The organism is Variovorax sp. Root434 (assembly GCF_001426595.1).
Taxonomy (GTDB): Bacteria; Pseudomonadota; Gammaproteobacteria; order Burkholderiales; family Burkholderiaceae_C; genus Variovorax.
This window is the reverse complement of record NZ_LMEK01000006.1, coordinates 297047-322066: the sequence shown is the minus strand read 5'-3', so window position 1 is coordinate 322066 and position 25020 is coordinate 297047. Positions and strand designations below refer to the sequence as shown.

Annotated in this window: 21 protein-coding genes and 3 pseudogenes; 12 read left to right on the top strand and 12 right to left on the bottom strand. The window is 68.6% G+C overall.

Features of this window, described 5'->3' with window-relative positions; all coding sequences use genetic code 11:
• Positions 1-23: 23 nt before the first annotated feature.
• Both ASD05_RS08200 and ASD05_RS08195 read right to left on the bottom strand, forming a co-directional pair.
• Positions 24-1232 carry a CaiB/BaiF CoA transferase family protein gene (locus tag ASD05_RS08200; RefSeq protein WP_056590169.1) on the bottom strand — a complete coding sequence of 403 codons (1209 nt, stop codon included), beginning with the start codon at positions 1230-1232 and terminating at the stop codon, positions 24-26.
• Entirely contained in the window at positions 1229-2176 is a 948-nt protein-coding gene (locus ASD05_RS08195) for a hydroxymethylglutaryl-CoA lyase (protein ID WP_056590166.1), read from the bottom strand. Before ASD05_RS08195 ends, ASD05_RS08200 begins: the two co-directional genes overlap by 4 nt.
• 100 nt (positions 2177-2276) lie before the next feature.
• On the opposite strand from ASD05_RS08195, the gene ASD05_RS08190 reads away from it, so the two are divergent.
• The 3 genes and pseudogenes from ASD05_RS08190 to ASD05_RS08180 all read left to right on the top strand — a co-directional run bounded on the left by ASD05_RS08190 (position 2277) and on the right by ASD05_RS08180 (position 4863).
• Entirely contained in the window at positions 2277-3179 is a 903-nt protein-coding gene (locus tag ASD05_RS08190; protein WP_056590163.1) for a LysR family transcriptional regulator, read from the top strand.
• A 140-nt stretch (positions 3180-3319) separates the two neighbouring features.
• Positions 3320-4213, top strand: a pseudogene (locus tag ASD05_RS08185) (MBL fold metallo-hydrolase); the annotation flags it as partial.
• Positions 4207-4863 (top strand): DsbA family protein, encoded by a 657-nt coding sequence (locus tag ASD05_RS08180; RefSeq protein WP_056590157.1) that lies wholly within the window; start codon positions 4207-4209, stop codon positions 4861-4863. The pseudogene ASD05_RS08185 and the gene ASD05_RS08180, both read left to right, overlap by 7 nt.
• Here the strand turns inward: ASD05_RS08180 and ASD05_RS08175 are convergent.
• The 5 genes from ASD05_RS08175 to ASD05_RS08155 form a co-directional block, all read right to left on the bottom strand.
• Entirely contained in the window at positions 4860-5564 is a 705-nt protein-coding gene (locus tag ASD05_RS08175) for an ABC transporter ATP-binding protein (RefSeq protein WP_056590154.1), read from the bottom strand. The genes ASD05_RS08180 and ASD05_RS08175 overlap by 4 nt on opposite strands.
• On the bottom strand, positions 5557-6318 hold the full coding sequence (locus tag ASD05_RS08170) for an ABC transporter ATP-binding protein (RefSeq protein WP_056590151.1): 762 nt from the start codon (positions 6316-6318) through the stop codon (positions 5557-5559). The genes ASD05_RS08175 and ASD05_RS08170 overlap by 8 nt, the downstream gene beginning before the upstream one ends.
• The gene (locus ASD05_RS08165) at positions 6315-7313 is read right to left on the bottom strand and encodes a branched-chain amino acid ABC transporter permease (protein WP_056590149.1); all 999 of its coding nucleotides are present in this window, start codon (positions 7311-7313) and stop codon (positions 6315-6317) included. Before ASD05_RS08165 ends, ASD05_RS08170 begins: the two co-directional genes overlap by 4 nt.
• The gene (locus tag ASD05_RS08160; RefSeq protein WP_056590145.1) at positions 7314-8186 is read right to left on the bottom strand and encodes a branched-chain amino acid ABC transporter permease; all 873 of its coding nucleotides are present in this window, start codon (positions 8184-8186) and stop codon (positions 7314-7316) included.
• A 139-nt stretch (positions 8187-8325) separates the two neighbouring features.
• The gene (locus ASD05_RS08155; protein WP_056590142.1) at positions 8326-9498 is read right to left on the bottom strand and encodes an ABC transporter substrate-binding protein; all 1173 of its coding nucleotides are present in this window, start codon (positions 9496-9498) and stop codon (positions 8326-8328) included.
• A 276-nt stretch (positions 9499-9774) separates the two neighbouring features.
• Here ASD05_RS08155 and ASD05_RS08150 point away from each other — a divergent pair, with 276 nt between their 5' ends.
• Genes ASD05_RS08150 through ASD05_RS08140 form a run of 3 tightly spaced genes read left to right on the top strand, consistent with a single transcriptional unit; the run spans position 9775 to position 13004 of the window.
• Positions 9775-10896, top strand: a complete 1122-nt coding sequence (locus ASD05_RS08150) for a 5-methyltetrahydropteroyltriglutamate--homocysteine S-methyltransferase (protein WP_056590139.1) — start codon at positions 9775-9777, stop codon at positions 10894-10896.
• A 28-nt stretch (positions 10897-10924) separates the two neighbouring features.
• Positions 10925-11590: a glutathione S-transferase family protein gene (locus tag ASD05_RS08145; protein ID WP_056590137.1), complete on the top strand. Its 666-nt coding sequence runs from the start codon at positions 10925-10927 to the stop codon at positions 11588-11590.
• Positions 11591-11624: 34 nt separating this feature from the next.
• Positions 11625-13004 (top strand): phospholipase D-like domain-containing protein, encoded by a 1380-nt coding sequence (locus tag ASD05_RS08140; protein ID WP_056590134.1) that lies wholly within the window; start codon positions 11625-11627, stop codon positions 13002-13004.
• Here the strand turns inward: ASD05_RS08140 and ASD05_RS08135 are convergent.
• A complete protein-coding gene (locus tag ASD05_RS08135) occupies positions 12982-13653 on the bottom strand; it encodes a TetR/AcrR family transcriptional regulator (RefSeq protein ID WP_056590131.1) in 672 nt (223 codons plus the stop codon). The genes ASD05_RS08140 and ASD05_RS08135 overlap by 23 nt on opposite strands.
• A 104-nt stretch (positions 13654-13757) precedes the next feature.
• Here ASD05_RS08135 and ASD05_RS08130 point away from each other — a divergent pair, with 104 nt between their 5' ends.
• From ASD05_RS08130 to ASD05_RS08110, 5 genes are all read left to right on the top strand, one after another.
• A complete protein-coding gene (locus ASD05_RS08130) occupies positions 13758-14768 on the top strand; it encodes an HlyD family efflux transporter periplasmic adaptor subunit (protein ID WP_056590128.1) in 1011 nt (336 codons plus the stop codon).
• A gap of 153 nt (positions 14769-14921) precedes the next feature.
• Entirely contained in the window at positions 14922-16688 is a 1767-nt protein-coding gene (locus ASD05_RS08125; RefSeq protein WP_056590125.1) for an ATP-binding cassette domain-containing protein, read from the top strand.
• A complete protein-coding gene (locus tag ASD05_RS08120) occupies positions 16685-17815 on the top strand; it encodes an ABC transporter permease (protein WP_056590122.1) in 1131 nt (376 codons plus the stop codon). The genes ASD05_RS08125 and ASD05_RS08120 overlap by 4 nt, the downstream gene beginning before the upstream one ends.
• A gap of 11 nt (positions 17816-17826) precedes the next feature.
• Positions 17827-18945 (top strand): ABC transporter permease, encoded by a 1119-nt coding sequence (locus ASD05_RS08115; RefSeq protein ID WP_056590119.1) that lies wholly within the window; start codon positions 17827-17829, stop codon positions 18943-18945.
• Positions 18946-18960: 15 nt separating this feature from the next.
• Positions 18961-20493: an efflux transporter outer membrane subunit gene (locus ASD05_RS08110; protein WP_157610028.1), complete on the top strand. Its 1533-nt coding sequence runs from the start codon at positions 18961-18963 to the stop codon at positions 20491-20493.
• A 13-nt stretch (positions 20494-20506) separates the two neighbouring features.
• Here ASD05_RS08110 and ASD05_RS08105 read toward each other — a convergent pair whose 3' ends face one another.
• Positions 20507-21571, bottom strand: coding sequence for an ROK family protein (locus ASD05_RS08105; RefSeq protein WP_056590116.1), 1065 nt, complete (start codon positions 21569-21571; stop codon positions 20507-20509).
• A 113-nt stretch (positions 21572-21684) separates the two neighbouring features.
• On the opposite strand from ASD05_RS08105, the gene ASD05_RS08100 reads away from it, so the two are divergent.
• On the top strand, positions 21685-23238 hold the full coding sequence (locus tag ASD05_RS08100) for a glycine betaine ABC transporter substrate-binding protein (RefSeq protein WP_056590114.1): 1554 nt from the start codon (positions 21685-21687) through the stop codon (positions 23236-23238).
• Positions 23239-23544: 306 nt separating this feature from the next.
• Here ASD05_RS08100 and ASD05_RS29375 read toward each other — a convergent pair.
• From ASD05_RS29375 to ASD05_RS30635, 3 genes and pseudogenes are all read right to left on the bottom strand, one after another.
• A pseudogene (locus ASD05_RS29375) lies at positions 23545-23805 on the bottom strand (aldehyde dehydrogenase family protein); the annotation flags it as partial.
• A pseudogene (locus ASD05_RS30640) lies at positions 23805-24416 on the bottom strand (aldehyde dehydrogenase family protein); the annotation flags it as partial. The pseudogenes ASD05_RS29375 and ASD05_RS30640, both read right to left, overlap by 1 nt.
• A gap of 1 nt (position 24417) precedes the next feature.
• On the bottom strand, positions 24418-25020 hold a 603-nt coding region (locus tag ASD05_RS30635), incomplete at both ends, for an aldehyde dehydrogenase family protein (protein WP_268810524.1).

Sequence of the window (25020 nt, the reverse complement as noted above, 5' to 3'; positions counted from 1 at the left end):
GTTTTGGGAAAAGGATCGCAGGCTCAGGCCACCGCCGAATCGGCGTGCAGGGCGTCCACCTGCTCGCGTGCATAGCCCAGCTCGGCCAGCAGTTCGCGCGTGTGCTCGCCGAGCGTGGGTGGATTCAGGCGCACGCCGAGGCGCTCGCCGCCGAGCGTGATCGGGAACAGCGTCGTCTGCGCCGTTTCGCCGGCACGCTCGCCGTCGGGCAGGCGGATGTCCACGAGCCCGCCGGTGGCCTTCAGGTGCGGGTCTTCGTACAGGTCCTCCGGCCGCGTGATCGGCGCGAACGGCAGGCCCTTCGCCTCGAAGATCGCCGACAGCTCCGCGGCCGACCGGTCGGCCAGCCGACGGCGCAGATCGGCCAGCAGCGTGGGCCGCAAACGCACGCGGTCGTTGTTGGTGCGCAGGGCCGGGTCGGCCTTCAGGTCGTCGAAGCCCAGCGCGTCGCAGAAGGTCTTCCACTGCGCGTCGCTCACCGCGGCCAGGAAGATCTGCTCGCCGTCCTTCACGGTGAACACGTCGTACAGCGCCCACGCCGAGATGCGCTCGGGCATCGGCGCGGCGGCCTGCCCCGTGATGGCGTACTGCAGCATGTGCTGGCCGACCAGGAACACGTTGTTCTCGAACAGCGCGGACTGCACCTCCTGCCCCTTGCCGGTCTCGGCGCGCTGCATCAGCGCGGCGATGGCGCCGATGGCGCCGAACATGCCGCCCATGATGTCGTTCACGCTGGTGCCGGCACGCAGCGGATCGCCGGGGCGGCCGGTCATGTAGGCGAGGCCGCCCATCATCTGCACCACCTCGTCGAGTGCGGTGCGGTGCTCGTACGGGCCGGGCAGGAAGCCGGTGTGGTTCACGTACACGAGGCGCGGGTTGAGCTTGCCGAGCGCGGCATAGCCCAGGCCGTACTTGTCCATGGTGCCGGGCTTGAAGTTCTGCGCCACCACGTCGGCGGTGGCACACAGGCGCAGCGCGGCCTCGATGCCCTCGGGCTTCTTGAGGTCGAGCGCAATGCTCTTCTTGTTGCGGTTGAACATGGGAAAGAAGCCGGCCCCCGCGCCCAGCAGGTGCCGCGTGCGGTCGCCCTCGATCGGCTCGACCTTGATGACTTCCGCGCCCAGGTCCGCGAGCACCATGCCGCAGGTCGGCCCCATGACCATGTGCGTGAACTCGACCACGCGGATGCCGGCGAGCGGCAGGCGCTTTTCCTGGGTGCCGGTCGTGCTCATGCCGTGACCCCCGCCGTGGCCGCGAAGGTCTTCGGGAAGCCCGCGCGCCATACCGTGCCCTGCAGCGTTTCGCCTTCGAGCCAGCCCGCCACGCGCTTGCGCAGCTCGAGCAGCTTCGGCAGATCGACGCCGGTCGCGACGCCCATGCTCTCGAGCATGAAGACGAGGTCTTCGGTGTCGACGTTGCCGCTGGCCCCGGGTGCATGCGGGCAGCCGCCGATGCCGGCGAGGCAGGCGTCGAAGCGCGTCACGCCGACTTCCAGCGCGGCATAGACATTGGCCAGCCCGAGGCCGCGCGTGTCATGGAAGTGGCCGCACCACAGCCGGTCGCCCGCGATGCGCAGCGCCCGCTCGAACAGGCTGCGGACCATCGCCGGATCGGCATAGCCGACGGTGTCGGCAAGGCTCACGCGGTCGGCCCCCGCGTCGAGCAGCGCCTGCATCAGCCGCAGTACTTCGTCGGCGTCGACGTGGCCCTGGAGCGTGCAGCCGAAGGCCGTGCCCACGCCGCCGTCGATGAGCGTCTTCGAGCCCGCGGCATCGCGCGCGGCGCGGATGCGGCCCACCTCGGCCACCACCTCGTCGGGCGTCTTGCGCAGGTTGGCGAGGCTGTGCGCGTGGCTGGCCGAGAGCGGCACGATCATCAGGTCGGCCTCGCCCGCGATGGCACGCTCCGCGCCCTTCAGGTTGGGCACCAGCACCGACGCGAAGAGGCCCGGCAAGGTCTTCGCATAGGCCAGCAGTTCGGCCGTGTCGGCCAGTTGCGGCAGCAGATGCGCCGGCACGAAGGAGCCGACTTCGATCTCGCGCTGGCCGGCCGCATGCGCGTCGCGGATCCATTCGAGCTTGCGTTCGGTGGACAGCACGCGGGCGATGCTCTGCAGGCCGTCGCGCAGGCCCACCTCGCGGACGACCGCGCGGGGCGGCAGGAAGGGGTGAATCAAGACTTTGTCTCCGTCGTGAGGGTACGGCGTGAATATTAGAAGTTCCGATTCGACCCAGAAGGTATATTTTGGAAGCCATTTGCTTCCGAAGCGGAACACCATGAGAGACCTCGACCTCACCACCCTGCGCCTGTTCGTCGCCGTCTGCGAAACGCGCAGCATCGCGCGCGCCGGCGAGCAGGCCAGCATCGTCGGCTCGGCCATCAGCAAGCGACTAGCCCAGCTCGAAGAAGCGGTGGGTACGCCGCTGCTGCTGCGCAAGCGCCGCGGCGTGGTGCCCACGCCGGCCGGCGAAACCCTGCTGGAGCACGCCCGCGCGATGCTCAGCAGCGTGAACCGCATCGAGCGCGACATGGCCGCCTATGCGGGTGGCGCTCGCGGGCATGTGCGCATCCTGGCCTCGGCGTCGGTCATGGCCGAATCGCTGGCGGAAGACGTGGCGGGCTTTCTGAAGGACCCGGCCCACCGCAACATCCGCGTCGACATGGAAGAGCGCGTGAGCCCCGAGATCGTGCGCGGCATCCGCGAGGGCAGCGCCTCCATCGGCCTTTGCTGGGACGCCGCCGACCTCGACGGCCTGGAACGGCGCAACTACCGCTCCGACCACCTCGCCATCGTCGCGCACCCCTCGCATCCCGTCGCAAGGCACGAGCACGTGCGCTTCGAGCAGGTGCTCGACCACGAATTCGTCGGCATGCCAGCCCTCAGTGCCGTGCAGCTGATGCTGGCGCGCGAGGCGGCGGTGGCGGGCAAGCCGCTGGTGTACCGCGTGCTGGTCTCCAACTTCGACGCGGCACTGCGGGTGGTGCGGGCCGGGCTGGCGATCAGCGTGGTGCCGGCGGAGGTGGCGCGGCCCTTCACCGATGCCTTCGGCCTGCGGCTGATGCCGCTTACCGACGCGTGGGCGCGGCGGCGTTTCGCGATCTGCTTTCGCGGCGAGGCGGCGCTGTCGCCGTCGGCGCAGCTGCTGGTCGCGCACCTCGAGCGGTGCGCCACGGACTGACGACCTGGAAGCTCATTCGGCCGAAATCCGAAACTATTCGTTGTGAATCATCAGGTTTTTGTTTCGATTCGCGCAACCTAACATTCGGGGCATTCAGCGCTATCACCTCTTCACGACACACATTCAGAAAGATCGCCGCCATGTTCCGCAGAGCCCTTCTCTCCGCCGCCGCCCTCGCCACCACGCTGAGCCTCGCCCCGCTTGCCGCCCAGGCCGCCCAGCCCCTCAAGCTCGACGTCTACAACCCCGGCACGAAATCGATGTTCCCGGTCTCTTCGGAAATCGTCACCGGCCAGACCGATGCCGTGCTGATCGACGCCCAGTTCCAGCGCAACGACGCCGAGGCGCTGGTGCAGAAGATCAAGGCCACGGGCAAGAAGCTCACCACGGTCTACATCAGCCACAGCGATCCCGACTACTACTTCGGCCTCGACGTGATCCAGGCCGCCTTCCCCGACGCGAAGATCGTCGCCACGCCGCAGACCGTGGCCGCGATCCAGGCCTCGAAGGATGGCAAGCTTGCGCACTGGGGCCCGATCCTCAAGGACAACGCGCCCAAGGCGCTGGTCGTGCCCGAGCCGCTGGCCGGCGACAGCTTCACGCTCGAAGGCCGCAAGATCCAGGTCGTCGGCCTCGACGGCCCCACACCTGAACGCAGCTTCGCGTGGATTCCCTCGCTGAAGGCGGTGGTCGGCGGCATCCCCGTCGCGGCCAACATCCACGTGTGGGTGGCCGACACGCAGACGCTCGAGTCGCGCCAGGAGTGGATCAAGACGCTGGGCCGCATCGAAGCCCTGCACCCGAAGACCGTGGTGCCCGGCCACTACCTGCCCAACGCGAACGGCAGCGCGCCCTACTCGCTCGCCTCGGTGAAGTTCACGCGCGACTACCTGAAGGCCTTCGAGCTCGAAGCCGCCAAGGCCAAGGACTCGGGCGCGCTCATCGCCGCGATGAAGAAGCGCTACCCGAAGCTGGAAGGCGCCTCGTCGCTGGAACTCGGCGCCAAGGTCATCAAGGGAGAAATGAAATGGCCGCAGTGAACGACACCACCACCCTGCACTACATCTTCGACCCGCTGTGCGGCTGGTGCTACGCCGCCGCGCCGCTGGTGGACGCGGCGCGCGGCGTGCCGGGCCTGCAGGTCGAATTCCACGGCGGCGGCATGATGACCGGCACAAACCGCCGCGCGATCACGCCGCAATGGCGCGAGTACGTGATACCGCACGACCGGCGCATCGCCGAGATGACGGGCCAGCCCTTCGGCGAAGGCTACTTCGAAGGACTGCTGCGCGACACCGGCGCGGTGATGGATTCCGAGCCGCCGATCACCGCCATCCTCGCGGCCGAATCGCTGCGCTCAGGCGGCGGGCTGGACATGGTGCATCGCCTGCAGCGTGCGCACTATGTCGAAGGTCGACGCATCGCCGACGCGCAAGTGCTGAAGGCGGTGGCCGAAGAACTCGGTTTCGATGCCGAAGCCTTTGCTGCAGCCGTCGAGCGCCTGGCGGGAGAAGCGACCGCGCAGCACATCGCTGAAAGCCGCCAGCTGCTGCAACGCGCGGGCGGCCAGGGCTTTCCGACCTTCGTGCTGACGCGGGCCGATGGCAGCGCCAGCCGCATCGACATCGGCCCGTGGCTGGGCCGTGCCGAAGACTGGAAGGCGCGCCTCGCGGAACTCGTCTAGCGCGCGACGCCCAGCAGCCGGTCCAGCACCTGCGGCTGGGTACGCAGCGCCGCGGCGCTGTCCTTGTGCACGATGGTGCCGTGGTCCAACACCACTGCCTCGTCGGAAATCGCGAGGATCGCCTGCGGATGCTGCTCCACGATGATCGCGGCCAGCCCCTCGTCCTGCGTGATGCGGCGGATGGCGCGCAGCAGCTCCTCCACGATGATCGGCGCGAGCCCTTCGAGCGGCTCGTCGAGCAGCAGCAGCTTGGGGTTCAGCACCAGTGCGCGGCCCACGGCCAGCATCTGCTGCTCGCCGCCCGAGAGCTGCGTGCCGAGGTTGGTCTTGCGCTCGGCCAGGCGCGGGAACATCTCGTAGACGCGCTGCGGATTCCACTTGCCCGGCCGTTCCACGGCCGTGAGGTTCTCGTGCACCGTGAGCGACTTGAAGATGTTGCGCTCCTGTGGCACCCAGCCGATGCCGGCCGCCGCGCGCTGATGCGGCGCGAGCTTGTGCAGCGCCTGTCCGCTCAGCGTGATGCTGCCGCCATGCTGGCGCGTGGCGCCGGCAAGCGTGTTGATCAGCGTGGTCTTGCCCGTGCCGTTGCGGCCCAGCAGCGCCAGCGTCTGGCCTTCGCCGAGCGCGAACGCCACGTCGTGCAGTACCACGGCCTCGCCGTAGCCGGCACTCAGGTTCTCGATGCGCAGCAGCTCAGACATGGGCGGTTTCTCCGTGGCCCAGATAGACCTCTTTCACCTTGGGATCGTTGGCGATGGTTTCGGGGTCGCCTTCGGTCAGCAGCGTACCGTTGACCAGCACCGTCATGCGGTCGGCAAAACTGAACACCAGGTCCATGTCGTGCTCGATCAGCAGCACCGACACGTCGGCCGGCAGCGCGGCCACGGTCTGCAGCAGCTCTTCGCGCTCGCCGGCGGGCACGCCCGCCACCGGCTCGTCGAGCAGCAGCACGCGCGGCTCGCAGGCCAGTGCGATGGCGATTTCCAGCAGGCGGCGCTTGCCGTAGGCCAGGTGCTTCACCTGCTGCTGCGCCACGTCGCTCAGGTGAAATTGTTCGAGCAGTTGCGCCGCGCGCTCGGCGATCGCCTTGCTGGCGCCCAGCGGGCGCCACCATTGCGCGCCGATGCCCTGGTGCTGCGATACCACGAGCGCCAGCGTTTCGAGCGGCGTCATCGAATCGAACAACTGGTTGATCTGGAACGTGCGCACCAGCCCGCGCGCCACGCGCTTGTGCGGCGCGAGCGTCGTGATGTCTTCGCCGAGCAGCGTGATGCGGCCTTCGGTCGGCGTGAGCACGCCCGTGAGCTGGTTGATCAGCGTGGTCTTGCCCGCGCCGTTGGGGCCGATCAGCGCATGGCGCGCGCCGCGCTTGAGCTCCATCGACACGTTGTTGGTGGCCGTGATGCCGCCGAAGCGCATCACGAGGCCGTGGGTGGAAAGAACGGTGTCGCTCATGCCGCTCCACCCTTCTTCTTGCCGGCGCCGTACCACGTCCAGGGCTTCAGCAGCCGGTCGCGCCCGACCAGCACCAGCAGCACCAGGATCAGGCCGATCCAGAACATCCAGTACTGCGGCGTCACGGCCGACAGCCAGGTCTGCAGCAGCTTGAACACGATCGCGCCCGCCACGCCGCCATAGAGCCAGCCCACGCCGCCGATGACCAGCATCAGCAGCACGTCGGCCGAGCGGTCGAAGGCCAGCACGTCGAGCGAGGCGAAGCCGGTGGTCTGCGCCAGCAGCGCGCCCGCGGCTCCGGCGATGCCGGCTGCCACGGTGTAGATGACCGCAAGGCGCGACACCACCGGGATGCCGATGGCCATGGCGCGCAGCCGGTTGTCGCGAATGGCCTTGAGCGTGGCGCCGAACGGCGAATGCACCAGCCGGCGCATCAGCAGGAAGAGCAGCAGCATCACGGCCAGCGAATACCAGGCGGCCGTGCGGCCGTACAGGTCGAAGTCGAACAGGCCGAGCACCGGCCCCATCACCACGCCCTGCAGGCCGTCGGCACCGCCGGTGAGCCAGTCGAGCTTGTTGGCGAGTTCGAGCAGCAGCAGCGCGGTGCCGAGCGTGACCATCAGGCGCGTGAGGTCGCTGCCGCGCAAGATCGTCACGCTGGCGACGAGGCCCAGCAGCGCGGAGAGCACAGTGGCGACCACGAGCCCCACGGTCGGGTCGGGCATCACGAGCTTGGCGAACAGCGCCGCCGCATACGCGCCGAAGCCGAAGAAGGCGGCATGGCCCAGCGACACGATGCCGGTGTAGCCGAGGATCAGGTCGAGCGACATCGCAAACAGCGCGACGATGGCGATCTCGTTGATCAGCAGCGAGTGCGAAGGCATCACGAGCGGCAGCGCGAAGGCCACGGCCCAGACAACGAACTCGAGCGGGTGCCAGCGCGCCTTGCGCAGCAGGGCCGACTGGAGATCGGTCGCAGAAGAAGGCGTGCTCATTCAGCGCCCCCCTTTGCGGGTGAACAGGCCTTGGGGCCGCCACATCAATATGAGGATCATCAGCAGGTAGACGGTGAACGCACCCATCTTCGGAATGAAGTACTTGCCCGCCACGTCGGCAATGCCCAATAGCAGCGCCGCCGCGAGCGGCCCGGTGATCGACGAGGTGCCGCCGACCGACACCACGATCAGGAAATAGATCATGTACTTGAGCGGAAAGGTCGGGTCGAGCCCGAGGATCTCGGCGCCCAGCGCACCGCCCAGCCCCGCGAGCCCGGAGCCCACGGCGAAGGTCAGCAGGAACACGATGTTCACGTTGATGCCCAGCCCCGCCGCCACGCGCGGATCGTCGACCGCGGCGCGCAGCCGGCTGCCGAAACGCGTCTTCGAGAGGATGAGCTGCAGCACCACCGTGAGCACTGCGCACACGCCGATGATGAAGAGCCGGTAGTGCCCCATGCCCATCAGCAGCGCGCCGTCGCCGATTTCGGTACGGCCGCGCAGCCACTCGGGCAGCTGCACGTTCTGCTGCGACGATCCCACGAAGTAGTCGATGGCCGCCACGGCCATGAAGGCGAGGCCGATGGAAAAGAGCACCTGGTCGAGGTGCGGCTTGCCGTACATCGGCCGATAGAGCGTGCGTTCGAGCAATGCCCCGGCCAACGCGACGACGATGAACGCGAACGGCAGGCAGGCCAGGAACGGCATGCCCAGCTTCTGCATCGCGAACACCGTGAGGTACCCGCCCGCCATGGCGAAGGCGCCGTGCGCGAGGTTGATGAAGTTCATCAACCCGAGCGTCACGGCCAGGCCGACGGCGAGCACGAAAAGCAGCATGCCGTAGGCGATGCCGTCGAAAAGAATGGTCAACATGTCAGCTATCTATCAGCGTGCTGCACAAAAGCGGCCCGTTCGGGAAACACCGCGGAACCGGCTTCGCCGGGCCGCAGGTGTTGCCCCCGGTAGGGGGAAGGCGAAGCGACACGAAGTGCGCGCAGCCTGGGGGCGAGCATTATTTAGCTTTGCCCGGATCCTTCACGCCCTTGATCACGTCGAACTCGACGTTGTAGAGCTGTCCGTCCTTCTTCTCGACCTTGCGCAGGTACACGTCCTGCACGATGTCGCGCGTCTGCGCATCGATCAGCACCGGGCCGCGCGGGCTCTCGAAGACCTGGCCCTTCATGGCCGCCAGCAGCGCTTCGCCGCCGCCCTGGCCCTTGGTGGTCTTGAGCGCTTCGTAGATCACGCGCATGCCGTCATAGCCGCCCACGGCCATGAAGTTGGGGCGCATCTTGGGGTTGGCCTTCTGGAAGGCCTCGACGAACTTCTTGTTCATCGCCGAGGGGTGCGCGGCCGAGTAGTGGTGCGAGGTGACCACGCCCAGCGCGCCGTCGCCCATGTCGTTGAGCTGGTCGTCGTCCGTCACGTCGCCGGTGGCGATCATCTTGATGCCGGCCTTGTCCATGCCGCGCTCGAGGAACTGCTTCATCACTGCCGCGCCCGCGCCCGAGGGCACGAAGACGAACAGCGCGTCGGGCTTGGCGTCGCGCACCTTCTGCAGGAACGGCGCGAAGTCGGGGTTGCGCAGCGGCACGCGCAGCTTCTCGATCACCTTGCCGCCGTTGAGCTGGAAGCGCTCGCTGAAGAACTTCTCGGCGTCGTTGCCGGGACCGTAGTCGGCCACCAGCGTGACGACTGTCTTCACGCCGTTCTTTGGCGCCCAGTCGCCCATGGCCACCGACACCTGCGGCAGCGTGAAGCTCGAACGGATGATGTAGGGCGAGGCTTCGGTGATGCTCGACGTGGCGGCGGCCATCACCACTTCAGGCGTCTTCGACTGCGTGGCGATCGGTGCCACGGCCAGCGCCAGCGGCGTGAGGCCGAAGCCGGCCAGCACATTGACCTTGTCGTTCACCACCAGTTCCTGCGCCAGGCGCTTGGTGACGTCGGGCAGGCCGGTGTCGTCCTTGATGATCAGCTCGACCTTCTTGCCGGCCACGGTGTCGCCGTTCTGGGCCATGTAGAGGCGCGCGGCGGCTTCGATCTGGCGGCCGGTGGAAGCCGACTGGCCCGTCATCGGCAGGATCAGGCCGATCTTGAACTTGTTGTCCTGGGCGCTGGCCAGCGACATTGAAAGCGCTAGCGCCGACAGGGCGGCGGTCTGGATGAGATGGCGTCTTTGCATGGTTTTTCCTTTGAGGGGCGGAACGCGGACCCGGGCTATTTTCAACACTTTGCAACACCCGGCGCAGCTGGCAATCACCTAGCGGCCTCCGACGGGATTCTTTGTTGCGCGATAACCAGATGAACCGCGCGATCATCGCGCACGGCAGCTTCTGCCTGCGTGCGCGTCTGCCGTCGGCGCAGTAAGCGGAGCCGGGCCGAGTCGTTTGATTGAAGCCGCCGATGTTCGAAGGCGATACGATGTTCCGCTCGTTCCCCCATCACGACGGAGTCATCCATGTCACAGCACGCCGCCTTGCCCGCCCGCTACGACCACGTGGGCAGTTTCCTGCGCCCCAAGTACCTGCTCGAAGCGCGCGAGCAGAAGGCCAAGGGCGAGATCACGCCCGAGCAGCTTCGCCTGGTCGAAGACAAGGCCATCACCGAGATCGTCCGCTTCCAGGAAGACATCGGCCTGAAGAGCATCACCGACGGCGAGTTCCGCCGCACCTACTTTCACATCGATTTCCTCGACCAGCTCGGCGGCGTGAAGACCGACATTCCGGTCACCATCCGCAAGCCCGACGGCACCGAGGAACTGGCGCCGCCGGCGATGCGCGTGATCGACAAGGTGCGCCACGTCAAGGACATCCAGCTCGCCGACTTCCAGTACCTCAAGAGCCAGCTGTCGGCAGGCCGCACGCCGAAGGTGACGATCCCCTCGCCGACCATGCTGCACTTCCGCGGCGGCCGCGCCGGCATCAGCAAGGAACACTATCCCGAGCTCGACCCGGTGTTCTACGACGACGTGGCCAACGCCTACGGCGACGAGCTGCGCTCGCTGGCCGACGCCGGCTGCACCTACGTGCAGATGGATGACACCAACCTCGCCTACCTGTGCGACGAGCACATGCGCGAAGCCGCCCGCAAGCGCGGCGACGACCCGAACGAGCTGCCGCATCGCTACGCGGCCTTCATCAACAAGGTGGTCGCACAGAAGCCGCCGGGCATGCTGCTGGCCATGCACCTGTGCCGCGGCAACTTCAAGAGCACGCACGCCGCGGCCGGCAACTACGAGCCCGTGGCCGAGGCGCTGCTGAAAGAGATGGATCTCGACGCCTACTTCATGGAATACGACGACGCCCGCTCGGGCGACTTCAAGCCGCTGCGCTACCTGCCCAAGGGCAAGACCGTGGTGCTCGGCCTCGTGACCACCAAGTTCGGCGAGATGGAGGACAAGGACGAGCTCAAGCGCCGGATCGAAGATGCCGCCAAGTACGCCCCGCTCGAACAGCTCGCACTGTCGCCGCAGTGCGGCTTCTCCAGTACGGTGCACGGCAACAACATCGCGGTGGAAGCGCAGCGCGCCAAGCTGCGCCTCGTGGTGGAGACGGCACAGGAAGTCTGGGGCTCGACCTGAAGCGCCATTTCTGTTGAAGTCGGGGCCCATGACGATTCACATCTACTCCGGCCCCCTCAGCATGTTCGGCGCCAAGGTCGAGATCGCGGCGCGCGAAAAAGGCCTTGCCTTCGAACTGGTCATGGTGCCCTTCATCGAGGGCGACGCCTACGAGCCCAAGCACCCCGAGGTGCTTCGGGTCAACCCCGTCAAGCAGCAGGTACCGGTGCTGGTCGACGACGAGGTTTCGCTCTTCGACTCGACGCAGATCTTCGAATACCTGGAAGATCGTTATCCCAGCCCGGCGCTGTGGCCCGAAGGCATTGCCGACCGGGCTCGCGCGCGGCAGCTGGAACAGAAGTCCGACGAGGTCTTCTTTCCTAACGTCATCAAGCTCTTCGGCCTGCAGGAGGCCATGCAGAGTGCCCCGGCGATCGCAGCCTGCGCCGGCTGCGCGCGCTTCTACGACGAGATGGAAGGCCTGCTCGCCACGCGCGAGTACCTGGCCGGCCCCTACTCCTTTGCCGACATCGCCTTCTACATGGCCTGCGTGTTCGCCGACCGCAAAGGCGCCGGCATGACCGACGCCACGCCGCGCCTGCTGGCCTGGCGCAAACGCGTGGGCGACCGCCCCGCGGTGCGCGCGGTAGTCGACCCGATGATGCGGTTCCTGGCCTCGCAGGGGCGCGGCGTGCCGGCCTTCCTTCAACGCTGAAGGCCGGGCCAAGGCTCCGAGGCATCATCGCTCCATGCCGATCACAAGGTTCGACTGGCTGCCCTCTCCTTCGCAGCATTTCCTCGTCGTCACTTTCGCATTGCTGGTCTACGTCCTGACCACGCGCGCGCGCCGCGAGCAGCGCGCACCCACCACGGCCATCGCCTGGGTCATGGGGCTGGTGTTGATGCCCTACCTCATCCTGCCGATGTACCTGCTGTTCGGCCAGCGCAAGCTGCGTCCCGCTGGCTCGCCGCGGCCGCCGCGCTCGGTGCCGCCGGGCCATTGGGCGGCCGACCTGATCGAGAGCTTCGGCCTCGCGCCGCCGGGGCGCTGCGCGATCCGCATGCACGCCGACGGCGAGGCCGCGCGCGAGGCGCTGTGGCAGGTGATCGACGGCGCGCGCGAGCGCATCGACGTGTGCACCTTCATCATCGGCGACGACCCCCTCGGCCATGCGGTGATCGAGCGGCTCGCCAGGCGGGCGCGCGACGGGCTCAAGGTGCGGGTGCTGCTCGACGGCTTCGGCGCGCTGTCGCTGCCGCGCCATCACTTCGACCGGTTGCGGGCGGCGGGCGGCGAGGTGGCGGTGTTCCGCCCCTTCTTCAGCCTGCGCCGCATCGGGCCGCGCAACCTGCGCAACCACCGCAAGTTCACCATCGCCGACGACAGCTGGCTCTGGTCGGGCGGGCGCAACCTCGCGGGCGAATACTTCACCGGCAGCGACAAGCATCCCGAGGCCTGGCACGACCTGTCGTTCGACCTGCGCGGCAGCGTAGCCGCAGCGGCGGCGCGCCAGTTCGACCACGACTGGACCTCGGTGCGCAGCCGCAAGGCCCGCGCCATCACGTGCGACGACGTTGCCGAGGGCCCGGGCACGGCCATGGCCCAGTTCCTGCCGAGCGGCCCCGACCAGACCGAAGACACGGCGCACGCCTTGCTGATCGACGCGTGCTTCCGCGCCGAGCACCGCATCCTCGCGATCACGCCCTACTTCGTGCCCGGCGACGGCCTGCGCGACGCTCTGCGGCTGGCCGCGCGGCGCGGCGTGCAGGTGACCATCGCGATGCCGGCGAAGTCGAACCACCGCCTGGCCGACTTCGTGCGCGCACGCGCCATGCGCGACCTGGCGCGCGCAGGCGTGAGCTTTTGCATGCTGCCGTTCATGGCGCATGCCAAGGCCGTGGTGGTGGACGACGAACTCGCCATCTGCGGCTCGATCAACCTCGACCTGCGCAGCCTGCTGCTGAACCACGAGGCCGCCGTGGTGTTCTACGGCCAGGACAACATTGACTGGCTGGCCGAGTGGATCGAGACCACCGCCTCGGCCGGCGAACCCTACCGCGCGCGGCGACCGGGGCTGCTGCGCGACGTGGCCGAGGGGCTGCTGCTTACCGTCGCTTTCCAGCTGTAGTCGGTTCGGCCGCCCTGGCTTCCTTCGCCACGGCGTCGAGCCCGGCGAGCACGTAGCGCATCAGGTCGTCCGCCAGCGCCTGCGTGTCTTTCAGGGCCGGCAGCACCTTGCTGCTCAGGTCCTTGGGCGCCACCGTCATCACCAGGCACGGCAGCACCGCGAGCAGCAGGCTGCGCTGCACCGAGGGATGGTCGCCGGGCAAGCCCATGATCTCGCCGATGATGCCGCGCAGCAGCTTGGCCTTGGGCAGCACCGCCCGCTGGATCATCGCCGGCATGGCCGGCGACGGCGACAGCGCCTCGCGCAGCACCACCCGGAAGCCCCACGGCGCCTTCGGCTGCGCGCTCATCTCGACCATGTGCGTGAGGAAGGCGCGCAGCTTGAGCCGCGCATCGGTGGATTCCATGGACAGCGCCATCAGCTCGTCGAGGCTCACCAGTTGCCGGTGCGCCTCGATCAGCACCGCCTCGTAGAGCCCGTCGCGGCCGCCGAAGTGATAGTTGATCGCGGCCATGTTGGTGCCCGCGCGGGTGCAGATTTCCTTGCTGGTGCTCTGCGCGAAACCCTGCGCCGCGAACAGCCGCCCAGCGGTCTCGAGGATGTGCAGGCGCGTGGTGTTGCCGTCGGTGCGCGGAGTGCGGGTTGCCATGCCCCGAGGCTAACCCAAACGAAAAAATACTTCAAATTCAAATTTCAATTTGATAACATCACGCAGGGCCCCGGGACAGCAGCAGCCTCGTCAGGACACACGCCATGAACAGGAAACCCCTCATCGCCATCGCCGCCGTGGCAGTCATCGCGGCAGCGGGCGGCTGGTGGTACGCGCACCGCTCGGCCGCCCCCTCCGATCAGCTCGTTCTGTACGGCAACGTCGACGTGCGCCAGGTCTCGCTGGCCTTCAACGGCAACGAGCGCGTGGCCGAGCTGACGGTGCGCGAAGGCGACCGCGTGCGCACCGGGCAGGTGCTGGGCCGGCTCGACACCCGCTCGCTGGTGCTGCGCGCGGCGCAGTCGCAGGCGCGCATCGGCGTGCAGGAGCAGGCCCTGCTGCGCCTGAAGACCGGCAGCCGCCCCGAGGAAGTGGCGCAGGCCGGCGCCCAGGTGGCCGCCGCGCAAGCCGATGCCGAACTGGCGCAGCAGCAGCTCGCGCGCCTGCAGGCCATCGGCGCCACCACGGCCGGCCGGGCGGTGAGCCAGCAGGACCTCGACAGCGCGCAGGCCAGGCGCAAGGTGGCGCTGGCGCAGCTCGACAACGCGCGCAAGGCGCAGCAGCTGGTCGTCACCGGGCCGCGCAGGGAAGACATCGGGCAGGCGCAGGCCCAGCTCGAATCGGCCCGCGCGGAACTCGCGCTCATGAACCACCAGCTCGCGGAAGCCGAGCTCAAGGCGCCCATCGATGCCGTCGTGCGCGCCCGCCTGCTCGAACCGGGCGACATGGCCTCGCCGCAGCGCCCGGCCTTCACGCTCGCCATCACCGATCCCAAGTGGGTGCGCGCCTATGTGGCCGAACCCGACCTCGGCCGCGTGCGCGCCGGGCAGGAGGCCCGCGTGAGCACCGACAGCCAGCCCGGCGAGGCCATCGCGGGCAAGGTCGGCTACATCTCGTCGGTGGCCGAGTTCACGCCCAAGACGGTGCAGACGGAGGAGCTGCGCAGCAGCCTCGTCTACGAGATCCGCGTGATGGTCGACGACAAGGAGGACCGGCTGCGGCTCGGCATGCCGGCCACGGTGCGGCTGCAGCTGGCTTCGACGGGCAGGCCCTGAATGACCGTCCTTCTTCCTGCATTGCTTCCTCCCCCTCTGGGGGAGGGCTGGGGTGCGGGCAGACGGCGTACCCATCGAGCGCTCTGCCCGCCCCCATCCCAGCCTTCCCCCAGCGGGGGAAGGAGCAAGACCTCCCGCACGGAGGGATGTTGAATGCAAGCCGTGGCCGGGCGCTCGCTGCACAAGCGCTTCGTGCCGAAGGCGCCGGCCGCGACCGTGCACGCGCTCGACGACGTGTCGCTCGAAGTACCCGCCGGCACGCTCACCGCGCTGGTCGGTCCCGACGGCGCAGGCAAGACCACGCTGCTGCGCCTCATGGCCGGCCTGATGCGCGCCGACCAGGGCGAGCTGCGCGTGCTCGGCATCGACGTGTCGGCCGACCCGCAGGCGGTGCAGGACCGCATCAGCTACATGCCGCAGCGCTTCGGCCTCTACGACGACCTCAGCGTGCAGGAAAACCTCGACCTCTACGCCGACCTGCACGGCGTGCCGCGCGCGCAGCGGCGCGAGCGCTACGCACGGCTGATGGAAATGACCGACCTCGGCCGCTTCACCAGCCGCCCCGCCGGCAAGCTCTCGGGCGGCATGAAGCAGAAGCTCGGGCTGGCCTGCACGCTGGTGCGCTCGCCCGACCTGCTGCTGCTCGACGAGCCGACCGTGGGCGTGGACCCGCTCTCGCGCCGCGAGCTGTGGGAGATCGTGCAGCAGCTGGTCGACGACGAAAAGCTCTCGGTCATCGTCAGCACCGCCTACCTCGACGAGGCCGAGCGCTGCAGCCATGTGTTCGTGCTGCGCGGCGGCAAGCTGCTGGTGCAGGGCGCGCCCGGCGAACTGCGCGACCGGGCGCGCGGCCTCTGCTTTGTCGCAACGCCGCCCGACAGCGAGCCGCCGCGATTGCTTCAGGCCCGCCTGCTCGACGCGCGGCAGGACATCGTCGATGCGGTGCCGCAGGGCGGCGAGGTGCGCTTCATCCGCCGCGAGAAAGCAGACGGCCCGCGGCTCGACGCATTGCTCGACGGCGCGCACAGCGAGCCCGTCGCGCCGCGCCTCGAAGACGGCTTCATGATGCTGCTGCGCACGCAGCCATCGCCCGCCAGCGACACCATTCCGCCAGCGGCCATGGCGACGCCCGACGGCAAACCCGGCGAGGTGGTCATCGAGGTCAAGGACCTCGTGCGTCGCTTCGGTGATTTCGTCGCCGTGGCCAACACCAGCTTCTCGGTGCGGCGCGGCGAAATCTTCGGCCTGCTCGGCCCCAACGGCGCGGGCAAGACCACCACCTTCCGCATGCTCTGCGGCCTGCTGCCCGCCAGCGGCGGCCAGTTGCGCGTGGCCGGCGTCGACCTGCGGCATGCGCGCGCACAGGCACGCCAGCGCATCGGCTACGTCTCGCAGAAGTTCGCGCTCTACGGCAACCTCACGGTCCACGAGAACCTCTCGTTCTTCGGGGGCGCCTACGGCCTGCGCGGCGCGAAGCTGCGCGAGCGCATGAACACGGTGCTGCACCAGTTCGACCTTGCCCAGGCACTCGACACGCCCAGCGGCCAATTGGCCGGCGGCTACAGGCAGCGCCTGGCGATGGCCACCGGCTTGCTGCACGAGCCCGAGATCCTGTTCCTCGACGAGCCCACCAGCGGCGCCGACCCGCTCGCGCGCCGCGAGTTCTGGCGCCGCATCACGGCGCTGTCCGAAGGCGGCACCACGGTCGTCATCACCACGCACTTCATGGAAGAGGCGGAGTACTGCGACCGCATCGTGATCCAGGACGCAGGCAAGGTGCTGGCCATCGGCACGCCGCAGGAGGTGCGCGCGCAGGCGCTGGGCGAGGAAGACGGCGAGAGACGCATCGACATGGAACAGGCCTTCATCGGCATCGTCGAGAAGGCGCGGCACAAGAGCACGGAAGAGGTGGCGGCATGAACGGCTTCCGGTCCCGCCTGGTCTCCCTCACGCGCAAGGAGTTCCGCCAGCTGCTGCGCGACCGCAGCAACCTCGCCATCGGCATCCTGCTGCCGATGGTGCTGATCCTGATCTTCGGCTACGGCATGTCGCTCGACGTGAAGAACGCGCCCGTGGCGGTGGTCATGGAAGACGCCTCGCCGACCGCGCACGAGGCCATGGCCGGGCTGCAGCTCTCGCCCACCATCGCGCCGGTGCTGCTGGGCTCGATGCACGAGGCCGAAGCGTTGATGCAGGAGCGCAAGGTCGACGGCATCGTGCGCGTGCCGGCCGATTTCTCGCGCGCGCTCGCTGCCGGCAATGCACGCGTACAGCTCATCGTGCACGGCTCGGACGCCGGGCGCGCGAGCATCATCAAGGCCTATGTGAGCGGCGCCCTCGCGCAAGCGGGCGTGCGGCAGGCGGACCGCAACGGCAACGCTGCCGGCGCCCCACCCGCAGGCAGCGTCGCCGTCGAGCAGCGCATGTGGTTCAACGCCGCGAACACCAGCACCTGGTATCTGGTGCCGGGCTTGATCGTGCTCATCATGACGCTGGTCGGCGCCTTCCTCACCGCGCTGGTGATGGCGCGCGAATGGGAGCGCGGCACTCTGGAGGCACTGTTCGTCACACCGGTGCGGCCGGTCGAGATCCTGCTGGCCAAGATCATTCCGTACTTCGCGGTCGGCATGCTGGGCCTCACGCTGTGCCTGCTCTCCGCGCGCTACCTGTTCGCCGTGCCCATATACGGCTCGCTGCTGGTGGTGGTGTTCAGCTCGATGCTGTACCTGATCGTGGCCGTGAGCCTGGGCCTCGTGATCTCGTCGGTCACGCGCAATCAGTTCCTCGCGAGCCAGGTGGCGCTGATCGCGACCTTCATGCCTTCGATGATGCTATCGGGCTTCCTGTTCGATCTGCGCAACGTGCCCACTGCCGTTCGGGTGGTGGGGCACCTGCTGCCGGCTACCTATTTCATGGACCTGATCAAGACGCTGTTCCTCGCCGGTGACGTGTGGCCGCTGATCTGGCGCAACTGCGCGATCCTGCTGGCGTACGCGGTGGGCCTGCTGCTGGTGGCGCGCGCGGTAACGCGCAAGAGCCTCGACTGAGGGCCGACGCCATGATCGATTTCCTTCTGCGCATCGCCAACCTCTGCCGCAAGGAGCTGCTGACGATCCTCAAGGACCCGGCCACGCGCGCCATCCTGGTCGCGCCGGCGCTGCTGCAGAGCCTGGTCTTCGGCTACGGCGCGACCTACGACCTCACCAACGTACCGTACGCGCTGCTCGACCAGAGCCGCAACGGCGCCTCGTCGGAACTCATCGCGCACCTGGACAGCACAGGCGTCTTCCACCGCGTGGCCACGCTGCGCTCGCAGGCCGACATCCGCGAGGTGATCGACACCGAGCAGGCGCTGCTCGTCATCCAGATTCCCGCCAACTTCGAGCAACAGCTCAGCGCGGGGCAGACCACGACGATCCAGCTGATTCTCGATGCGCGCAACTCCAACACCGCGGGCTCGGCGGCGGGCTACGTGAGCGCGGTGGTCGAACGCTACAACGCGGAACTGCGCACGCGCGCGGGCGCCCCGCCGTCGCCGCTGGTCATCGAATCGCGCGCATGGTTCAACCCGAACCTTGAAACGCGCTGGAACCTGCTGCCCGGCATGATCGCTGCGCTCAGCATGCTGCAGACGCTGCTGCTCACCGCGCTGTCGGTGGCGCGCGAACGCGAGCAAGGCACCTTCGACCAGCTGCTGGTCACGCCGATGTCGCCGCTCGAGATCATGATCGGCAAGGGGCTGCCGCCGGTGCTGGTGGGGCTGGTGCAGTCGTCGCTGATCCTGCTGGTGGCGCTGTTCTGGTTCCGCATTCCGATGGCGGGCTCGCTGCTCACGCTGTACACGGGGCTGGTGTTCTTCACGGTCGCGAGCGTGGGCATCGGCCTGTCGATCTCGGCCGTGTCGGCCAACATGCAGCAGGCCATGCTCTACGCCTTCGTGCTGCTGATGCCGCTGATGCTGCTGTCGGGCCTGACCACGCCGGTGCGCAACATGCCGCATGTGCTGCAGGTGGCCACGCTGGCCAACCCGCTGCGCTTTGCCATCGATCTCGTGCAGCGCGTGTACCTCGAAGGCGTGGGGCTGGGCACGGTCTGGCACAACCTGATTCCGCTGGCCGTCATCGCCGCCATCACGCTGCCGCTGGCGGCCTGGCTGTTCCGCAACCGTCTTGTCTGAAACCGGGAGCACGCCATGCCTCTTCTGTCCGCTCCTCGCGCCGCGACCGCGTTCGCCTTCTCCCTGTTGCTCGCCGGCTGCGCGGTGGGGCCCGACCACAAGCCGGCCGAGGTGCGCACGCCCGCCGACTGGACTGCCTGGCACGGCGGCTCGCCCGCGCTGCTGGGCGCGGAACGGCAAGGCGCTCCCACCGGCGGCATCGCATCCGGCGACTGGAAGGCCTTCAACGATCCGGTGCTCGACCGCCTCGAAGCCATGGTGCTCGCAAGCAACCCCGACCTTCAGACTGCCGCCTTGCGCTTCGCACAAAGCCGCGTGCAGCGCACCACCACGGCGGCGCAGCAAGGGCCGCAGGTGAATGCGAGCGCCGGCGTCACCCGGCAGCGCCAGAGCGAAAGCGGCGCCGCCACGCGGATGATCGATGCGCTCGGCTCGTCGGTCTCCAACCGCGACCAGCTCATTCGCACGCTCAGCGAGCCCTACAACCTCTACCAGGCCGGCTTCGATGCCTCGTGGGAGATCGACCTGTGGGGCCGCGTGCGCCGGGCCATCGAGGCGGCCGATGCCGACGCGAGCGCCTCGTCAGCGCTGCTGCGGCAGGCCCGGCTCAGCGTGCAGGCCGAGCTGGCGCGCAACTACTTCGAGCTGCGCGGCACGCAGCGCGAACTGCGCATCGCGCGCGCCGACATCGCGGCAGCCGCCGAGTCGCTCGAACTGATGCAGGCGCGCGCCAACGGCGGCCTCGTCACCGACCTGGACCCGGTACGCCAGCGCGCGCTGGTGGCCGAACTGCGCGCGCGCATTCCCGCGCTGCTGCAGCAGGAAGCCGACGCGATGAACCGCATCACGCTGCTGGCCGGTGCCGCGCCCGGTTCGCTGAACACCGAACTGGCCGACACCGCCACCGGCGACGCACTCGACGCCCCGGCGCTCCCCGCCCTCGCGCTGGGCCAGCCCGCCGAACTCGCGCGCCGCCGCCCCGACATCGCGGCCGCCGAGGCGCAGCTGCATGCGGCCACGGCCCGCATCGGCGTGGCCGTGGCCGACCTCTATCCGCGCGTGACGCTGGGCGCCGGCTTCGGCTACGAATCGGTAGGCAGCGAACGTTTCGGCGGATGGGGCAGCCGGCAGTGGCACGTGGGCCCGTCGATCAGCCTGCCGATCTTCGACAACGGACGCCGCCGCGGCACCGTGGAGCTGCGCGAGCTGCAGCAGCAGGAAGCGGCCATGGCCTTTCAGCAGACCGTGCTCAAGGCCTGGCACGAGATCGACTCGGCGCTCACCGCCTACGCCGCCGAGCGGCAGCGGCAGACCGAACTGGCCGAGCGCGAGCGCCGCAGCCGCGACGCGCTGGTGCTGGCACATGCGCGCCACGCGGGCGGACTCACCGACTTCGGCGTCGAACTCGATGCGCGCCGCACGCTGCTGCAGGCGCAACGCGACCGGGCGCAGAGCGCAAGCCGGCTCGCGGTCGGGCTGGTGGCGGTCTACAAGGCATTGGGTGGTGGCACGCTGGTGCTGGAAGGCCCGCAGACCGAACACCGGTAATGCAGCCCCGGCCTCAAAGCCGGTTCGTGAAGCTCGCGTTGCCCAGCCCCGTGCCGATGGTCAGCACGCCCCAGTGCCGCACGTCGCGCATGAAAGGCAGTTCGCTCAGGCCCTGCACCACCGCGTCGTTGTGCATCAGCGCCAGCGTCGGGCCCGAGCCCATCATCGGCATGCGCTGCCACAGCTGGCTGGGCAGGTGGAAGGCGTGGCTGTCCCAGTCGCCGGGCAGGTTCTGCGCGCCGCGCGCTATGAAGCCGTCCGGCCGGATCAGGCCCGGACAGCCAATGCCGACGAAGGGCGCGAGCCGGATCTTCCTGCGCTCGCTGTAGCGCACCATGTCTTCCAGCATGTCGGCGATGTGCTCGATCATGCCGCCGCGGTCAGGCCCTTCGTCCGCATGGCGCCACTTCTCGCGCCGCACCACCTTCGCGAGCGAGAAGTCGCGCGCCTTGCGGTGGCGCGTCTTCACGATGCCGCAGCGCACGTTGGTGCCGCCGATGTCCACCGCGAGGATCGCGTCGTGCTTCTTCAGCATGGCGCGCGGCACAAGGTGCGCCCAGCCGATCAGCCCGCCGTCGTCCACGTCGTGCGAGAGGCGGCCGATCTGCACGTGCAGGCCCATCTCCTCGAGGATGGCGCCGGTCTGCAGGACGGCGCGCTCGCCCACGTCGCTCTCGGGAAAACCGCCGCCGACCACGATGCGCTGCACCTTCCGCCACGAGGGCTGGCGCATGAAACGCTGGATCACCAGGGCCAGCTCCTGCGCGAACTCCTCGATGGCGCCATGCATCACGTCGGACGCTTCGGAGGCCTTCTTTTCCTGCAGCGCGCGGTCGAGTTCCCCCTTGTCGAGGTCGCGCGAATGCGAGCCGCCCAGCGGATCCTTTCCCTTCCTGCGGCGGCGTTTGCGCCAGCGTTCGAGCAGTTCGCGAAAGGCCGTCTGGCTGGCCTGGTCGCCGACAAAACCGTCCTTGTCGCGCAGCTGCAGGCTGTAACCGTCGACCTGCACACCCGGCAGCTCGCGCAGGCCGTGGACGTCGGGGCCGGGGAGTTCGTTCTTCGTGGAGCGGGTCTTCATGGCAACCGACTGTGGGCCTGATCGGCGGCCCGCCCCATCGGCACCACGCACCACGGCGTGTAGGAGAGCGGCGGGTACGCCAAACGGAACGATGTCTATATACACTGGCCCGGATGCATCTGCCCCGCAGCTTCTGGCGCGCCGCCCTGCTGTACGCCCTCGCATGGCTTGCCATCGCGCCCGCCCCCGCACAAGCCGCGGACGAGACGCTGCGCGTGGGCTCCAAGCGCTTCACCGAGTCGTACATCCTGGCCGAGCTGCTGGCGCAGACGGCGGCGCCGCACACCGCCTCGGCGCCCGTCGTGCGGCAAGGCCTTGGCAACACGGCCATCGTGTACGAGGCGCTGCGCTCGGGCGCCATCGACCTGTACGCCGAATACACCGGCACCATCGCGCTCGAAATCCTCAAGGGCACGCCGGCGGACACGCGCGAGGCCATGAACGCAGCGCTCGCGCCGATGGGCCTGGGCGTGGCCATTCCGCTGGGCTTCAACGACGGCTATGCGCTCGCGGTGCGCGCCGCCGACGCCGAGCGGCTGGGCCTGCGCACGCTGAGCGACCTGGCGAAGCACCCCGAACTGAAGTTCGGGCTGTCGAACGAATTCATCGGCCGTGCGGACGGCTGGAAGGGCCTGGCCGGACGCTACGGCTTCACGCAGATGCCCACCGGGCTCGACCACGGGCTGGCCTACGACGCGGTGGCCGCGAAGCAGATCGACGTGATCGACATCTACACCACCGACGCCAAGATCGACCACCTCGGCCTGCGCGTGCTGGAAGACGACAGGAAGTACTTTCCGCGCTACGACGCGGTGGTGCTCTACAAGCTCGACCTGCCCACGCGGCTGCCGCAGGCCTGGGCCGCGCTGAAGACGCTCGAAGGCCGCGTCGACGAGCGCGCAATGATCGCGATGAATGCGCGGGCCGAGCTGCAGAGCGTGCCCTTCGACACCATCGCGCGCGACTTCCTCGCAAGCGCGGGCAAGGGCGCGAAGGCGCAGCCGCAGGAAGCGCGGCGCGGCTTCATGGCCAAGCTGTTCGGGCCGGACCTGTGGAAGCTCGCGCGACAGCATCTGCTGCTGGTGGCGGTGTCGGTCGGCGTCGCGATTCTCATCGGCGTGCCGCTGGCGATCCTGGTGTTTGCGCACGTTCGGTTGCGCGCGGTGGTGCTGGGTTTCGCGAGCCTGCTGCAGACCGTGCCTTCGCTGGCGCTGCTGGCGGTGCTGATCTCGATGCTGGGCGCCATCGGCGCACTGCCGGCGCTGATCGCGCTGACGCTCTATTCGCTGCTGCCGATCATGCGCAACACGGTGACGGGCCTGGCCGAAGTTCCCAACGGCCTGCGGATGGCCGGCACTGCACTCGGCATGACACCGCCGCAGAGCCTTCGGCTGGTGCTGCTGCCGCTGGCACTGCCCACGCTGCTGGCGGGCGTGCGCACCGCGACCTCGATCGCCATCGGCACGGCGACCATCGCGGCCTTCATCGGTGCGGGTGGCTTTGGCGAGCGCATCGTGACGGGGCTGGCGCTCAACGACCGCGAGCTGCTCGTTGCGGGCGCATTGCCGGCTGCTGCGCTGGCGTTGCTGAGCGAGGGCCTGTTCGAACTCGTGGAGTACCTGATGCGGCGGCGGCGTCGTGTGCCGCCGTCTTCGCTGCTTTCCTGAATTCGGGGTGTTTTCTTTCGGGGCGTGTGCGAAGGGCACCGGGTGGCTCCCTCCGCGAATGTCCCCCGCCTTCGGCTCCTCCCTTATTTCGCTGCGGGAGCCACCCGGTGCCCTTCGCACAATGGACGCTGCCGTTGTGCTGGCTGATCAACCAGTGCTCTGATCGATCACGCTGGCGGGGTGCTCTGCGCAGCGAAATAAAGGAGGAGGCCGAAGGCCGGGGGACATTCGCGGAGCAGAGTACCCCGTCGGCGTGAGCGCACCCCGAACACAACAGCGTGCCCAGAGCCGCCCACGACGAAAGGATCAGGCCAGCGTGTAAGCCGTCTTCACAGTGGTGAAGAACTCCTGCGCGTACTTGCCCTGCTCGCGCGGACCGTAGCTCGAGCCCTTGCGGCCGCCGAACGGCACGTGGTAGTCCACCCCCGCCGTCGGCAGGTTGACCATCACCATGCCGGCCTGGCTGTGGCGCTTGAAGTGCGTGGCGTACTTCAGGCTCGTGGTCGCAATGCCCGCCGAAAGGCCGAACTCGGTGTCGTTGGCCGTGGCCAGCGCCTCTTCGTAGTTTACTTGCCCTGCTCGCGCGGACCGTAGCTCGAGCCCTTGCGGCCGCCGAACGGCACGTGGTAGTCCACCCCCGCCGTCGGCAGGTTGACCATCACCATGCCGGCCTGGCTGTGGCGCTTGAAGTGCGTGGCGTACTTCAGGCTCGTGGTCGCRATGCCCGCCGARAGGCCGAACTCGGTGTCGTTGGCCGTGGCCAGCGCCTCKTCGTAGTTCTTCACGCGGATCACGCTTGCGAYCGGCCCGAAGATCTCTTCCTTGTTGATGCGCATCGCGGCGGCCGATTCGCTGAAGAGCGCGGGCGACATGTAGTAGCCGTCGGTGTCGAGCTTCAGCAGCTCGCCGCCGGCCGCCAGCGTGGCGCCTTCGCCCTTGCCGATGGCGACGTACTCCATGTCCTGGTCGAGCTGCGACTTGGACGAGACGGGGCCGATGTCGGTGCCCTGCGCGAGCGCATCGCCGACCTTGATCTTGGCCATGCGCGCCTTCATCGCCTCGATGAACTTGGGGTAGATGCCTTCGGTCACGATGAGGCGGCTCGACGCGGTGCAGCGCTGGCCGGTCGAGTAGAAGGCGCTCTGCACGCTGAGCTCCACGGCCTGCGCGAGGTCGGCNGCCTTCGGTCACGATGAGGCGGCTCGACGCGGTGCAGCGCTGGCCGGTCGAGTAGAAGGCGCTCTGCACGCTGAGCTCCACGGCCTGCGCGAGGTCGGCRTCRTCCAGGATCACCTGCGGGTTCTTGCCGCCCATTTCGAGCTGCACCTTCTTGTGGTTGGTGACGCACTGCACGGCGATGTTGCGGCCCACGCCGACCGAGCCSGTGAAGCTGATSGCATGGATGCCGGGRTGGTTGACCAGCGCGTTGCCGATCACGCTGCCGCGGCCCATCACGAGGTTGAACACGCCGGCCGGGATGCYCGAGCGGCTGATGATTTCGGCCAGCGCCCAGGCGCAGCCMGGCACGAGGTCGGCAGGCTTCAGGACCACGCAGTTGCCGAAWGCGAGCGCRGGCGCGATCTTCCAGGCCGGGATGGCGATGGGGAAGTTCCACGGCGTGATGAGGCCGACCACGCCGACCGGCTCGCGCGTGATCTCCACGCCGATGTTGGGCCGCACCGAGGGCAGCACCTCGCCCGACAGGCGCAGGCATTCGCCGGCGAAGAACTTGAAGATCTGGCCGGCGCGCGTGGCTTCGCCGATGCCTTCGGCGCGGGTCTT

Coding starts and splice junctions, on each gene's coding strand:
- ASD05_RS08160 (WP_056590145.1), bottom strand. CDS start 8,186: ATGTTGACCATTCTTTTCGACGGCATCGCCTACGGCATGCTGCTTTTC.
- ASD05_RS08175 (WP_056590154.1), bottom strand. CDS start 5,564: ATGTCTGAGCTGCTGCGCATCGAGAACCTGAGTGCCGGCTACGGCGAG.
- ASD05_RS08125 (WP_056590125.1), top strand. CDS start 14,922: ATGCAAGCCGTGGCCGGGCGCTCGCTGCACAAGCGCTTCGTGCCGAAG.
- ASD05_RS08120 (WP_056590122.1), top strand. CDS start 16,685: ATGAACGGCTTCCGGTCCCGCCTGGTCTCCCTCACGCGCAAGGAGTTC.
- ASD05_RS08140 (WP_056590134.1), top strand. CDS start 11,625: ATGCCGATCACAAGGTTCGACTGGCTGCCCTCTCCTTCGCAGCATTTC.
- ASD05_RS08135 (WP_056590131.1), bottom strand. CDS start 13,653: ATGGCAACCCGCACTCCGCGCACCGACGGCAACACCACGCGCCTGCAC.
- ASD05_RS08110 (WP_157610028.1), top strand. CDS start 18,961: ATGCCTCTTCTGTCCGCTCCTCGCGCCGCGACCGCGTTCGCCTTCTCC.
- ASD05_RS08170 (WP_056590151.1), bottom strand. CDS start 6,318: ATGAGCGACACCGTTCTTTCCACCCACGGCCTCGTGATGCGCTTCGGC.
- ASD05_RS08165 (WP_056590149.1), bottom strand. CDS start 7,313: ATGAGCACGCCTTCTTCTGCGACCGATCTCCAGTCGGCCCTGCTGCGC.
- ASD05_RS08130 (WP_056590128.1), top strand. CDS start 13,758: ATGAACAGGAAACCCCTCATCGCCATCGCCGCCGTGGCAGTCATCGCG.
- ASD05_RS08155 (WP_056590142.1), bottom strand. CDS start 9,498: ATGCAAAGACGCCATCTCATCCAGACCGCCGCCCTGTCGGCGCTAGCG.
- ASD05_RS08200 (WP_056590169.1), bottom strand. CDS start 1,232: ATGAGCACGACCGGCACCCAGGAAAAGCGCCTGCCGCTCGCCGGCATC.
- ASD05_RS08190 (WP_056590163.1), top strand. CDS start 2,277: ATGAGAGACCTCGACCTCACCACCCTGCGCCTGTTCGTCGCCGTCTGC.
- ASD05_RS08150 (WP_056590139.1), top strand. CDS start 9,775: ATGTCACAGCACGCCGCCTTGCCCGCCCGCTACGACCACGTGGGCAGT.
- ASD05_RS08145 (WP_056590137.1), top strand. CDS start 10,925: ATGACGATTCACATCTACTCCGGCCCCCTCAGCATGTTCGGCGCCAAG.
- ASD05_RS08100 (WP_056590114.1), top strand. CDS start 21,685: ATGCATCTGCCCCGCAGCTTCTGGCGCGCCGCCCTGCTGTACGCCCTC.
- ASD05_RS08105 (WP_056590116.1), bottom strand. CDS start 21,571: ATGAAGACCCGCTCCACGAAGAACGAACTCCCCGGCCCCGACGTCCAC.
- ASD05_RS08115 (WP_056590119.1), top strand. CDS start 17,827: ATGATCGATTTCCTTCTGCGCATCGCCAACCTCTGCCGCAAGGAGCTG.
- ASD05_RS08180 (WP_056590157.1), top strand. CDS start 4,207: ATGGCCGCAGTGAACGACACCACCACCCTGCACTACATCTTCGACCCG.